This window comes from Pseudomonas viridiflava (genome assembly GCF_900184295.1).
GTDB lineage: Bacteria > Pseudomonadota > Gammaproteobacteria > Pseudomonadales > Pseudomonadaceae > Aquipseudomonas > Aquipseudomonas viridiflava.
Genome location: NZ_LT855380.1, coordinates 521,893 through 535,113 on the forward strand (window position 1 = coordinate 521,893; position 13,221 = coordinate 535,113).

Consider the following 13,221-nt stretch of genomic DNA (forward strand, 5'->3'; position numbering starts at 1 on the left):
CACTCCTGACGCTCTGCGCCACATTCGAGAGCGGACGCGGAGCGTCCTGGGAGGCGTTACCACGCTGGAGCGTGGGAACGATCAGGGGTCTCAAGCACACCGATCATACCCATGCTCCGCGTGGGCATGCAGCCCGGGACGCTCCGCGCCCCAAATGGTCGGGTCACAGGGATTTCAGTGTGTACGCCGGACGCTGAGCGTGGAACGATCAGACGCCGTCTGTCTGCGATGACTTGGCGATGTATGGCTATTTACTATCAATCGATAAACCTTTTCCGTCTCCTGCCGTTACAGAATCAGTCACTGTTCAATCCTGCTGAATGCATTGTTTTCAGGATGAAGGCACAATGCTACTGATTCGGGTGTTGCCCGGATTCAGGCGAGGAGACAGCCTCTTTTGTTACGTCCATCTGCTGCGCGACTGAGTCATTTTCTGCCGTCACTGGCATTGTTGGTGGCGGGGCTGGCGGCTGCGTATGTCAAAGACCTGAACGTGTTCTTCACCTCGCTCTTCAACGTACTGCCGACTCTCGTGCTGCTGTTGGGCGGTGCCTATTGTGGTGTCTATCGGCGTCAGCGCGAGCTGTTTCTGATGATCACGGTGTACATCGCTTATTACCTGCTGGACACCCAGACCGACTATTACCGCGACTTCGGCAAGGTGCGCGAAGACGCTGCGGTGATCTTTCATCTGGTCTGCCTGCTGCTGCCTGTGCTTTACGGGCTTTATGCCGCGTGGGAAGAGCGCACGCATCTGTTTCAGGATCTGGTCGCACGGCTTGCGGTGCTGCTGGCCGTGGGCAGCGTCGCGCTGGGGCTCGAGCAGAGTTACCCGATGGCGTTGCAGACCTGGCTTGCCGACATTCGCTGGCCTGCACTGCATGGCGCGTGGATGAGCCTGATCCAGCTGTCGTATGCGATGTTCCTGATCTCGTTTGCCGTATTGCTCTGGCAGTACCTGGAAAAACCCAGGCCGTTGCACGCGGCGCAACTCGTCGGTCTGCTGGGTCTGTTCTGGGCGTTGCCCAAGACCTTCATTCTGCCGTTCACGCTGAATATCCTGTGCAGCCAGGTGATGCTGATGATCGCCGCCGCCGTTGCTCATGAGGCCTATCAGATGGCCTTCCGCGACGAACTGACCGGCCTTCCTGGGCGTCGCGCATTGAACGAACGCATGCAGCGTCTGGGGCGCAATTACGTACTGGCGATGAGCGATGTCGACCACTTCAAGAAATTCAACGACACCCACGGCCACGACGTGGGCGATCAGGTGCTGCGCCTGGTGGCCAGCAAACTGTCGAAAATCACCAACGGCGGTGGCAAAGCGTATCGCTACGGGGGCGAAGAGTTCGCCATCGTGTTCGCGGCCAAGAGCATCGACGAATGCCTGCCGCATCTGGAGGCGATTCGCGAGTCGATTGCCAGCTACGAAATCCAGCTGCGCAACAAGGACAGTCGGCCACAGGACGACCAGCAAGGTCGTCAACGCCGAGGTGGCGCGCACACCGGCACCGTGTCGGTCACTGTCAGCATCGGTGTGGCCGAGCGTCAGCCGGAACATCGCACGCCTGAAGAAGTGCTCAAGGCTGCCGACCAGGCGCTCTACGCCGCGAAGGGCGCGGGGCGCAATTGTGTGATTTCCCACCAGCAGCAGAGCCGGCGCGGAGCCGTGCGAACCACCGAAGCGGCGACCTGATAAAACGTTTCTGACCAGTGACCTGTTATGACTAGATAGTCACGACACGACCCTATGTGTCTGAAATGTTGTTCGGGTAGACTCGTGTCTATCGACGGCTGATCCGTGTTTCCGACCGGAACGAATCAGCATTTACAGGTCTCTCGCTCCGTTTTCACGAGGTTTGCCATGGCTGATTACAAAGCGCCGCTGCGCGATATGCGCTTCGTCCTCAATGAAGTGTTCGAGGTTTCCAAACTCTGGGCCCAATTGCCGGCGCTGGCTGAAACGGTCGATGCCGAGACAGTCGATGCCATTCTTGAAGAAGCAGGCAAGGTCACCAGCAAGACCATCGCGCCACTGAGCCGCAATGGTGACGAGGAAGGCTGTCACTGGAAGGACACCGTCGTGACCACGCCAGCGGGTTTCCCTGAAGCTTATCGCACCTACGCCGAAGGCGGCTGGGTCGGCGTTGGTGGCAATCCTGATTTCGGCGGCATGGGCATGCCCAAGGTGGTCTCGGCTCAGGTCGAGGAGATGCTCAACTCCGCCAGTCTGGCATTCGGTCTGTATCCGATGCTGACGTCGGGTGCCTGCGTGTCGATCAACACCCATGCCACCGAAGAGTTGAAAGCCAAGTACCTGCCGAACATGTATTCGGGCGTCTGGTGCGGTTCGATGTGCCTGACCGAAGCCCACGCCGGTACCGACCTGGGCATCATCCGTACCAGGGCCGAGCCGCAGACTGACGGTTCCTACAAGATCACCGGCAGCAAGATTTTCATCACCGGCGGTGAGCATGACCTGACCGAGAACATCATTCATCTCGTTCTCGCCAAGCTGCCGGACGCACCAGCAGGCCCGAAAGGCATTTCGCTGTTTCTGGTGCCCAAGTTCATGGTCGGCGACGACGGCAGTGTCGGCGCGCGCAACACCGTGAGCTGTGGCTCTATCGAGCACAAGATGGGCATTCAGGCTTCGGCCACGTGCGTGATGAACTTCGATGATGCGATCGGTTACCTGATCGGCGAGCCCAACAAGGGGCTGGCGGCGATGTTCACCATGATGAACTACGAACGTCTGGGTGTCGGCATTCAGGGGCTGGCGTCGGGCGTGCGTTCGTACCAGAACGCGGTGGAATACGCCCTCGACCGCCTGCAAAGCCGCGCGCCGACCGGTGCGCAAAACAAGGAAAAGGCCGCTGATCCGATCATCGTCCATCCTGACGTGCGGCGCATGCTGCTGACCATGAAGGCATTCAACGAAGGCGGCCGTGCGTTTTCCAGCTACGTCGCCCTGCAACTGGATATCGCCAAGTTCAGCGAAGACGACACGGATCGCAAACGCGCCGATGATCTGGTTGCCCTGTTGACCCCGGTCGCCAAGGCATTTCTCAGCGATGTCGGCCTAGAGACCACCGTGCATGGCCAGCAGATATTCGGCGGTCACGGCTACATTCGCGAGTGGGGCCAGGAACAACTGGTTCGTGACGTACGCATTACCCAGATATACGAAGGCACCAACGGTATTCAGGCGCTGGACCTGGTCGGCCGCAAGATCGTCGGTTCCGGTGGCGCGTTCTACCAGTTGTTTTCGGATGAGGTGCGTGAGTTCATCGCCGCTTCGGACAGTTCGCTTGGCGAGTTCACACGCCCTTTGGCATCAGCCCTGGACATGCTGGACGAGCTGACCAACTGGGTGCTGGACCGTTCGCGCAGCAACCCCAATGAGATCGGTGCGGCTTCTGTGGAATATCTGCATCTGTTCGGTTACACGGCTTATGCCTACATGTGGGCGATGATGGCCAAGGCCGCCGTGGGCAAGGAAGCGCAGGAGGATTTCTACGCCAGCAAGCTGGGTACGGCGCGTTTCTACTTCGCCCGTCTGCTGCCGCGTATTCATTCGTTGAACGCATCAGTACGTGCTGGCAGCGAGTCGTTGTTCCTGCTGGACGCCGAACAGTTTTGAAACAGTAGCAGCGTGTAAGCATTTGCTTACACGTCGTGCTGCCATTTGGCCTCTTCCTTTAATTCGGATCCAAAGTTACTCTAAATCCATGGACGTAGCGCAGGATGCGCAATCAAACATAACAGGGACACGTAGGGAAGCCTGCCAGGATGGTGGGACGAAAGGGATGTCAGGGAAACAGTCTGGAAAACCTCGCTTCGGCGGGGTTTTCTTTGTGCGCGTGTTTTATATCCCCCACCCAGTGCCAGGGTTGATCGTTACCACGCTCTGCGCTCGGCGTTACACAAAAGTCTGCCTCAACACTGATCGTGCCCATCACTCCGCGTGGGCATGCATCCCGTGACGCTCCGCGTCACAAATGGCACAGACGGAGGATTCAGTTAGCCGAGCGCATGACGTGGATAACGCTGTAGCTTGGGCACACATCTGCGCCACATTGAGAGCGGACGCGGAGCGTCCTGAGAGGCATTCCCACGCAGAGCGTAGGAACGATCATCATCGTATTCCTCCAAGAGGACTTGTGTATAACGATGAGCGCGCAGCGATGGACACGATCGGCGTCAGGTTCTCTCGCCGTTCACCCAACGATTGATGCCAAGAATACTGGCGCCGTGCCAGAGCGGGTTGAACCCTCATCGATGCCCAGGGTCGATTAGCTGTATGGCCAATCAGAGCCAATCACTCAGGAGCTTTCCATGGACATCATTCGTATCATCTTCGCCATTCTGCTGCCCCCGGTGGGCGTGTTCATGCAAGTGGGTCTGGGCGGCGCTTTCTGGCTGAATATCCTGCTGACCCTGTTCGGTTACATCCCGGGCATCATCCACGCGATCTACATCATCGTTTCGCGTAAGTAAGCAGTCAGCGCTTCAAGGTGCTGCGGTTGATCGTTCCCGGCGCGGGAACGATCATACGGCGCCGTCCAGAACATCCCGGTAAAAACGCCATTCCTTTTCCAGCGCATCTGCCAGGTTCGCCGCCTTGCGGAAGCCGTGGTATTCGTCCGGGTAAAAGTGTCCTTCGGCCTTGATGCCCTTGTCCTGCAAGGCCTTGAGCATGTCACGGGTCTGCGCCGGGACCACTACGGCATCCAGTTCGCCCTGAAAAAAGATCACCGGTACGCTGATGCCGTCAGCGTGCAACAGTGGTGTTCTCGCCTCGTAGCGCTCAATGTCTTCAACCGGGTCGCCAATGAGCCAGTCCAGGTAATCACCCTCGAACTTGTGAGTCGCCCGTGCCAGTGCAACCGGGTCGCTGACGCCATACAGACTCGCGCCCGCCCGAAAGACATCATGAAACGCCAGTGCGCACAGCGTGGTGTAGCCACCAGCGCTGCCGCCACGGATGAACGCCTGATTCGCGTCGATCAAGCCTCTGTCGGCCAGATGGGCAACGACTGCGCAGGCGTCCTCGACATCCGCCACGCCCCAGGTCAGGTGCAGGGCCTGGCGATACTCACGGCCATAGCCCGAGCTGCCCCGGTAGTTGAGGTCGGCGACGGCGAAACCGCGATGGGTCCAGTATTGAATACGTGGGTCTAGCACCGGATAGCACGCCGAGGTCGGGCCGCCGTGAATGAACACCACCAGCGGCGGCTTTTCTGCACCGGTCATGGCCGGATAGAAATATCCGTAAGCCTCGGCATCACCGCTCGGGTAGCACAACGACTCGGGACGACTGATCTGCTCGGGCGGCAGCGGCGACGTCCCTCCAGCCACAACCTGCACGCTTTTGTCAGCACGAGAAATAGCGAGCACCGCCGACGTGCTGATGGCCGACGCGGCGATGCAATAGATGTATTCCTCATCCAGCGCCAGACTGCGAAAGCGGCTGTAACCGGCGCTGAAGTCAGTCACCGAGCCCTCGGTGTCGCTCAAGCCAAGAATGCCCGAGCCGTCCTGCGACCAGCAGGCGAGAAAACCATCGCTGAGCGGGAGCCACGTGCACCCGCCCAACTGCCAGGGTGCTGGCGAATGGTCCGCTGCCGCCGCTTTCAAGGGGACGAAGCCAGACGCGGACTCAGTCCAGGGCTGCCAGAACCCGGCCCGGTCAGTCAGGCAGTACAAACGGCCCTGCGCATCGAAGCGTGGCTGCTGCAAGGATTCTTCTGCGTCATCGCCCGCGATGCACAGGGCCGGCCCCCAACTGCCGTCATCCTGCTTCGCTGCGCACATCAGTCGCGTAACCGTCCAGGGCTGATGCGGGCGCTGCCACTCGACCCAGGCCAGCCGCCTGCCATCAGCGCTGACGACTGGCGAGGCGTAGAAGTCCGCGCCTTCCGCCAGCAGCCGACGTTGCCCGTCAGCCAGATCGATGCTCACCAGCCGGTGGGTTTTATGGTCTTCTTCAACGGCGAGGATCTGGCCATTGGTATGGAATACACCGCCGTAGCGTTTATCGCCCTGGGTCAAGGACACCGGCGTACTGCCGTCCAGCGGCTGACGATACAGCTGCTGATCGCGCTCGTTGACGAACACCACCGCGTCATCGGCCAGGCAGAATGATCCTCCGCCGTACTCATATACCCGGCTGCGCACGCTGAAGCCATCGGGCGTCAGGCAGCGGCTATCGCCCGCGTACCATTGCCAGATACGGCAGGCGCCGTCTTCAGGGCGAAATTCGTTCCAGAACAGGCCTGCCGAACTGACATCCAGTTCGGCGAAGTCCACGCCTGCAGCGACGGCTTGTGCCGCGGAAAGCGGCTCAGGACGATTTGGCGATGAGTCGTGAGTTTCGTTCATTGCGGAAGGCCAGCTCTTCAATGGTTTGGGTGGCAGTCTCGGATTCGTCGCGAGCCTGCGTGATCATTCCGTGGTGCTGGGACTTGCTGCACACCGGATCGGCATTGGCAGCGTCGCCGGTCAGCATGAACGCCTGGCAGCGGCAGCCGCCGAAGTCCTTTTCCTTTTCGTCGCAGGACCGGCAGGGCTCGGGCATCCAGTCATAACCGCGGAAGCGGTTGAAGCCGAACGAGTCATACCAGATGTGTTGCATGCTGTGCTCGCGCACGTTGGGAAACTGGATAGGCATCTGACGCGCGCCGTGGCACGGCAGGGCGGTGCCGTCCGGTGTCACGGTCAGGAAGATGCTGCCCCAGCCGTTCATGCAGGCCTTGGGGCGTTCTTCGTAGTAATCGGGGGTGACGAAAATCAGTTTGCACGGATGATTTTCCGCTTCCAGCTGTTCACGGTACTGGTTGGTGACAGCTTCGGCGCGCACCAGTTGATCCTTGGTCGGCAGCAGGCCGATGCGGTTCAGGTGCGCCCAACCGTAGAACTGACAGGTCGCCAGCTCGACAAAATCCGCCTCTAGGGCCAGACAGAGTTCGATGATCTTGTCGATTTTGTCGATGTTATGCCGATGGGTCACGAAGTTCAGCACCATCGGGTAGCCATGCTTCTTCACGGCGCGGGCCATTTCCAGCTTCTGCGCGAAGGCTTTCTTCGAGCCGGCGAGCATGTTGTTCACCTGCTCGTCGCTGGCCTGAAAGCTGATCTGGATATGGTCCAGACCGGCTTCCTTGAACGCGATGATTTTCTCTTCGGTCAGGCCAATCCCTGAGGTGATCAGGTTGGTGTAGTAACCCAGCCGTCGCGCCTCGGCGATCAGTTCGGCCAGGTCCTGACGCACCAGCGGTTCTCCGCCGGAAAAGCCGATTTGTGCCGCACCCATCTGCCGGGCTTCCTGCATCACCTTGAACCACTGCTCGGTGGTCAGCTCCTGACCCTGTTTTGCGAAGTCGAGCGGGTTCGAGCAATACGGGCATTGCAGCGGGCAGCGGTACGTCAGTTCGGCCAGCAACCACAGCGGCAGGCCGGTTTCCGGCCTGGGCGGTATCAGTGGGCTGGAGGTTGCGAGTGTCATGTCAGTCAAGAGTGATCCAGTGTTTTTCCTGGGCGACCTTCATGAAGTCATCGACGTCCATGCCCAGCTCGGGAACGTTGGGGAATTTGTGTTCCAGTTCTTGAATGATGGCAGCGACCGTTCGCTGCCCATCGATCAGCCCGCCAATCCAGCCGGCACTGTCATTGAGCTTGATCATGCCTTCGGGGTACAGCAGCACATTGCCGTTCTGGGCAGGCTCGAACTGGAAGCGGTAGCCTTGACGCCATTTGGGGACCTTGTTGCGAAATGCCAGGCGTTCCGGGTTCGAATTGTCTTTGTGAGTATGAACGTTCATAGCGCGATTCCCTTATGCCAGACCCTCTGGTCTGTGACGCTGTGATAGGGCGGGCGGTTCAATTCATACGCCATGGACATCGCATCAAGCATGCTCCACAGAATATCGAGCTTGAACTGCAGGATCTCCAGCATGCGCTGCTGGCCTTCATACGTAGTGTAGTGCTGCAGCGTGATTGCGAGACCGTGTTCCACATCGCGGCGTGCCTGGCCCAGACGGGTGCGGAAATACTCGTAACCGGCGGGATCGATCCACGGGTAATGCTGAGGCCAGCTGTCCAGGCGCGACTGGTGAATCTGCGGTGCGAACAGCTCGGTCAGCGAGCTGCTGGCTGCTTCCTGCCAGTTGGCGCGGCGGGCGAAGTTCACGTAGGCATCAACGGCAAAACGCACGCCCGGCAGCACCAGCTCTTGCGAGCGCAACTGATCCGGGTCCAGGCCCACTGCCTGACCGAGTCGCAGCCAGGCTTCGATGCCGCCGTCTTCACCGGGGGCGCCATCATGATCGAGCAGGCGCTGAATCCACTCGCGACGAATCTCGCGGTCCGGGCAGTTGGCCAGAATCGCGGCGTCCTTGAGCGGAATGTTCACCTGATAGTAGAAACGGTTGGCGACCCAGCCCTGAATCTGCTCGCGGGTCGCGCGGCCTTCGTACATCGCCACATGATAGGGATGGTAGATGTGGTAGTACGCGCCCTTGGCCCGCAGGGCCTGCTCGAATTCGGCGGGGGGCAGCGCAGTGGCTTCGCTCATGTCGGCTCCTAAAGCTCGATACTCATGCCATCGAAGGCGACTTCGACGTTGCGGCGGACCAGCTCGGCGCGCTCGGGAGAGTCTTCGTCGAGGATCGGGTTGGTGTTGTTGATGTGGATAAGCACCTTGCGCTGGGTCGGGAAACCTTCCAGCACGTCGAGCATGCCGCCGGGACCGTTCTGGGCCAGATGGCCCATTTCCCGACCGGTGCGAGTGCCCACGCCACGGCGCTGCATCTCGTCGTCGTTCCACATCGTGCCGTCGACCAGCAGGCAGTCGGCGTCGCGCATCTTCTCGGCCAGCGCTTCATCGACCTTGCCCAGGCCCGGTGCATAGAACAGCTTGCCGCCGGTGCGGGTGTCTTCCACCAGCAAACCGATGTTGTCGCCCGGGTGCGGGTCGAAACGGTGCGGCGAGTAGGGCGGAGCGGCGCTGCGCAGCGGGAACGGCGTGAAGCGCAGGTTCGGGCAGGCCGGAATCACGAAACTGCCCTGTAGCTCGATGCGGTTCCATTCCAAACCACCGTTCCAGTGCTTGAGCATTTCAAACAGTGGAAAGCCGGTGCTGAGGTCTTCGTGAACCATGTCGGTACACCACACCTGATGCGGGCAGCCTTCGCGCAGGCTCAACAGGCCCGTGGTGTGGTCGATCTGGCTGTCCATCAACACGATGGCGCTGATACCGGTGTCACGCAGCGCGCGGCCCGGTTGCATCGGTGCAAAGCCCTGCAATTGGGCGCGAATATCCGGCGAAGCGTTGCACAGCACCCAGTTCACGCCATCGTCGGATAGCGCGATGGACGATTGAGTACGCGCCTGCGCCCGCAGGCTGCCGTCGCGAAAGCCTGCGCAGTTGACGCAGTTGCAATTCCACTGGGGAAAACCACCACCGGCAGCGGAACCTAGAATCTGGATGTACATGTCAGCTCCCTACCACATGACCCGAAACAAAAAACAAAAGCAGCCCGACAATAAAAAAAGCCCCGGCGAACCGAGGCTTTACAGCGCACTGGAATCAGCGGCTTGCGAAGTACATGGTGACTTCGAAACCGATGCGCAAATCAGTGTAAGCAGGTTTAGTCCACGACATGGGAAAGCTCCTTCAGATAATGCTGCGGTTGGTGACTACATCTTAGTGCACGGGTAACGCCATACGTTCAGATGCTTAGGGAGCTATCTTACTCAATTTAACAATCCCGGAGGGGCCAAATCTCTACGAAAGACCGTTACCGTTCAGGTAACGATCCTTGCAGGCTGGGGCTGGTGGGCGATTGGCGAGGATGAGCCAGCCTGTGCTGGCGTCGCACAACCGACGTGCGGCCGCGTTTAACGAGTGTGTATCCAGATTTGACAGAGCGACACGCACGCAATCCGTATGACCTTCGGCATGCCCGGCGAGGTGTGCCTGCCAGCGCGCTTCGGCGGCCTGCTCGTGGGGCAGCGTCGACGGGTCCAGCTGCGCGCCCAACGCCTGGCGCTGTTCAGGCAGATCGGCGTTGGTTATCAGTTTAGGCAGGGCACTCAAAAAGCCCTCGATGTGCGCGACAAGCTGATCGACATCGCACACCGGTGACTGGACACCGAACAGCAGTCCGGTTGTTCCGTCGATCTGCCGGATGCCGCTGAACACCGCGTAGCCCAGTTGCAACTCGACCCGCAGCCGTTGGTAGAAGGGCGCTTGAAGCAGGTGAGCGAGCATGCGCCAAGCAGCCTCATCCTCAGCCGATGCGCTGGGGGCCGGGCAGAACAGCACGACTGCGCTTTCCGAAGACGGCGACGCTTGCGTTTGCCAGCGCTTGTCTGGCTGATTCGCCCTGGGCGTTGGCAACTGTGCTTGCGGACTGCCTGGCGCGCTGGCCAGCGCTGCATTCACGCGAGTTTTGCAGCTGCCCGGCAGCTTTATGGCAAGGCTCGTCCAGTTTGACGCGGACCAGACACACTGCAGATCGCCGGTCTCTGGTCCTGCCGGTGTGTGTAAAAAGTGATCAGGCAGTTTTTTGAGCAACTGGCGAATCGGGATCAGCGTCGGTTCACTTGCCGTTTGTCCGTAGCGGGCCAGCGTTTCAGGGGCTGGATGCGCCAACCGATGCAGACAGTGTTCGATAACGGCGGCAAACGGCTCAGGGAGTCCGACCAGTCCGAGTTGCCAGTACGTGCCGTAAGCACTGAACGTCAGGGTCACGCCGGCCTGTCGGGCGTCTTCAATCAGGTCTTTCAGGCTGTCATTTAGCAGTTGCCAGAGCGCTGGCTGCGGGTGCTGCAATGTCCAGCGCAAGTACACGGCCGCTTCGATGGCGACAGGCTGGGCGTCTGGAACCGGCAGCAGAAACGGATTGGGTGCAGGCAGGTGCCAGACAATGTGTTCAGGCGTCGAGTTATCCACAGCCGGAAGATTGATGAACGTGTCGGGACCGAGCTGGTTCAGTAATGTGCGCAACGCTTCGGCGCCTTGTTCGCTCAGCTCTGCCGGAAGATCGCGGCAATAGTGATGGGCCAGCGCCAAAGCGCCACTGACTTGCAACTGACGTTGCTGAACACGTCGGTATTCTTCAGTGAGCGAGGGCCAGTTTTGCTGGAAAAACGAAAGCCAATCGAGCAAAAGACGCGCTGCGTCCAAGGGCGCGAGCGTGCTTGAGGCGCTTTTTTCAAACTTCACATCCAGCAGCAACTGCCCACCGAACTGATAGAGCGGCGCGGTTTTCAGCGAATCGATCAGGCCCCGCTCAATCAACGTCGCCACCAGTCCGCCCGGCTTCGCAGCGTTCATCCAATGGCACAGGAATGCAACGGCCTCATCAGCCTTCTCCGGCAAACCTTCGCAGGCGAATAACAGGTGCAGATGTCGGAAATCGGTGTCCGACACGGGCGCAACATTTTCAGCCAATGGCGGCGGAGTGTGCTGCTCAATGCGCTGGCCGCTGGCGAACAACGCTCCATAGCGCGTTGCCAACCTTTCGAGTTCGGCCAGCGACTGCGGCCCGCTCAGGCACAGCGTCATCTGCCCGGCCTGATAAAAGCGCTGGTAGAAGTCTTTCATCGCCTGCTGGAACGCTGGATTGGGCACCGACAGGCTGTAGCGATTGCCTGCATGAAAGCCGCGCAATGGATGCCGCGGATTTACCGACGCCAGCAGATGGTTCTGCTGGCGGGACTCGGCATCTCCTCGCCAGGCGATAAACTCGGCGTGCAGTACTTCGCGTTCACGCAATTGGTCCGAAACAGCCATGCGCGGATGAGCGAGCATGTCGCAGAGACGCTCCACACCCTCGGCAAAAACAGCAGGCGGCAGTTCGAAGAAGAAGTCGGTGGTGCGTTCGCGGGTGCTGGCGTTGATCTGACCACCGTAGCGCTGCACGAAGGTCATCAGGTTCTGCTCCTTGGCGAAACGCTCGGTGCCGAGAAAGAACAGATGCTCCAGAAAATGCGCCAGCCCCGGCCATGCCTGCGGCACATCATGACTGCCCGCCGCGACCCGCAACGAAGCAGCGCAGCGCTTGAGCCGCAGCTCATGGCACAGCACCACGCTCAGGCCGTTGGCCAGGGTGAAGCGTTCGATGGCAGACGTGTGCGGGGAGGGCATGGCGGGTCGCAAGGGCTGGGGAAACAGAGCGTCATGCTAGCGGATAATCAGGCCGCTTCGCGAGGTGCCGAGTGTGATTAACAGATCCGAACCTGATCGTTTCCATGCTCCGTGCTCATCGTTATACATAAGTCTGCTTCGACACTGATCGTGCCCATCGCTCCGCGTGGTCATGCATCCCGTGACGCTCTGCGACACATTCGAGAGCGGACGCGGAGCGTCCTGGCAGGCATTCCCACGCAGAGCGTAGGAACGATCGAGGCGGCCTTAGCGGGGTGAGTACAAATCCGGCCTGCGATCCTTGAAGTAATCATTCACCACTCTGGCCTGCGTTAACTGCGCCCGGTCCAGCTCGGCGATCAGCAACGCCTCATCCTGCCCTGCCAACGCAGGGCGGCTGCCGTCCGGTGCGCAGACGCTGCTCAGGCCGCAGTAGCGAATCTCGCCCTCGCTGCCGCAGTAATTGGCGTACACCACATAGCAATGATTTTCGAACGCGCGAGCCCGCACAGTCACGTCGCAGACGAAATCGAAGGGGGCCATGTTGGCGGTCGGCACCAGAATCAGCTCGGCACCGGCGAGCGCCAGGCGACGGGTGTTTTCGGGAAATTCCACGTCGTAGCAGATCAACATCCCCAGTCGCCAGCCGTTCAGCTCGATCACCGGACAAAGATCCGCTCCTGCGCTGAACATCGACTTGTCGAGATCGCTGAACAGGTGCGTCTTGCGGTAGTTGCCCACCCGGTCGCCCTGACTGTCGATCAACTGCACGGCGTTGTAGATCCGCAGTTCGGCGCTACGCTCCGGATAGCCGTACAGAATCGCAATCCCGTACTGCCGGGCAATCTCTGCGATGCGCGTCGCAGCAGGTCCGTCCTGCGCTTGCGCCAGCTCGGCGCAGGCCTTGGCGCCGATGTTGTAGCCGGTCAGAAACATCTCCGGGCAGACCAGCACCTGCGCACCTTGCGCGGCCGCGGCCTGCGCCTGACGTTCCAGCCGAATCAGGTTGCCGCTGACGTCCCGTGGCAAGGGCTCGCATTGATACAACGCGACACGCATGGGGATTT

10 protein-coding genes and 1 pseudogene are annotated in these 13,221 nt (G+C 60.1%); 3 read left to right on the top strand and 8 right to left on the bottom strand.

The window, feature by feature from the left end:
• The first annotated feature begins 397 nt into the window (after positions 1 to 397).
• The 3 genes from CFBP1590_RS02485 to CFBP1590_RS02495 all read left to right on the top strand — a co-directional run bounded on the left by CFBP1590_RS02485 (position 398) and on the right by CFBP1590_RS02495 (position 4,500).
• Positions 398 to 1,696: a GGDEF domain-containing protein gene (locus CFBP1590_RS02485; RefSeq protein ID WP_088234422.1), complete on the top strand. Its 1,299-nt coding sequence runs from the start codon at positions 398 to 400 to the stop codon at positions 1,694 to 1,696.
• A gap of 168 nt (positions 1,697 to 1,864) precedes the next feature.
• On the top strand, positions 1,865 to 3,643 hold the full coding sequence (locus CFBP1590_RS02490) for an acyl-CoA dehydrogenase C-terminal domain-containing protein (RefSeq protein ID WP_088234423.1): 1,779 nt from the start codon (positions 1,865 to 1,867) through the stop codon (positions 3,641 to 3,643).
• Positions 3,644 to 4,338: 695 nt separating this feature from the next.
• Positions 4,339 to 4,500: a YqaE/Pmp3 family membrane protein gene (locus tag CFBP1590_RS02495; RefSeq protein ID WP_004880105.1), complete on the top strand. Its 162-nt coding sequence runs from the start codon at positions 4,339 to 4,341 to the stop codon at positions 4,498 to 4,500.
• A gap of 51 nt (positions 4,501 to 4,551) precedes the next feature.
• Here CFBP1590_RS02495 and CFBP1590_RS02500 read toward each other — a convergent pair whose 3' ends face one another.
• The 8 genes and pseudogenes from CFBP1590_RS02500 to CFBP1590_RS02535 form a co-directional block, all read right to left on the bottom strand.
• Positions 4,552 to 6,384, bottom strand: coding sequence for a S9 family peptidase (locus tag CFBP1590_RS02500; RefSeq protein ID WP_088234424.1), 1,833 nt, complete (start codon positions 6,382 to 6,384; stop codon positions 4,552 to 4,554).
• Positions 6,347 to 7,507, bottom strand: a complete 1,161-nt coding sequence (pqqE, locus tag CFBP1590_RS02505) for a pyrroloquinoline quinone biosynthesis protein PqqE (RefSeq protein ID WP_370454403.1) — start codon at positions 7,505 to 7,507, stop codon at positions 6,347 to 6,349. The genes CFBP1590_RS02500 and pqqE overlap by 38 nt, the downstream gene beginning before the upstream one ends.
• Before the next feature lies 1 nt (position 7,508).
• The gene (gene pqqD / locus CFBP1590_RS02510; protein ID WP_004880098.1) at positions 7,509 to 7,823 is read right to left on the bottom strand and encodes a pyrroloquinoline quinone biosynthesis peptide chaperone PqqD; all 315 of its coding nucleotides are present in this window, start codon (positions 7,821 to 7,823) and stop codon (positions 7,509 to 7,511) included.
• Positions 7,820 to 8,575 (bottom strand): pyrroloquinoline-quinone synthase PqqC, encoded by a 756-nt coding sequence (gene pqqC / locus CFBP1590_RS02515; protein WP_058432355.1) that lies wholly within the window; start codon positions 8,573 to 8,575, stop codon positions 7,820 to 7,822. The genes pqqD and pqqC overlap by 4 nt, the downstream gene beginning before the upstream one ends.
• Before the next feature lie 8 nt (positions 8,576 to 8,583).
• The gene (gene pqqB / locus CFBP1590_RS02520; protein WP_029244088.1) at positions 8,584 to 9,495 is read right to left on the bottom strand and encodes a pyrroloquinoline quinone biosynthesis protein PqqB; all 912 of its coding nucleotides are present in this window, start codon (positions 9,493 to 9,495) and stop codon (positions 8,584 to 8,586) included.
• Positions 9,496 to 9,589: 94 nt separating this feature from the next.
• Complete coding sequence (pqqA, locus tag CFBP1590_RS02525) at positions 9,590 to 9,664, bottom strand: pyrroloquinoline quinone precursor peptide PqqA (RefSeq protein ID WP_003422658.1); 75 nt, start codon at positions 9,662 to 9,664, stop codon at positions 9,590 to 9,592.
• Between the two features lie 136 nt (positions 9,665 to 9,800).
• A pseudogene (gene pqqF / locus CFBP1590_RS02530) lies at positions 9,801 to 12,154 on the bottom strand (pyrroloquinoline quinone biosynthesis protein PqqF).
• A gap of 267 nt (positions 12,155 to 12,421) precedes the next feature.
• Positions 12,422 to 13,213 carry a carbon-nitrogen hydrolase family protein gene (locus tag CFBP1590_RS02535; protein ID WP_088234426.1) on the bottom strand — a complete coding sequence of 264 codons (792 nt, stop codon included), beginning with the start codon at positions 13,211 to 13,213 and terminating at the stop codon, positions 12,422 to 12,424.
• Positions 13,214 to 13,221 lie beyond the last annotated feature (8 nt).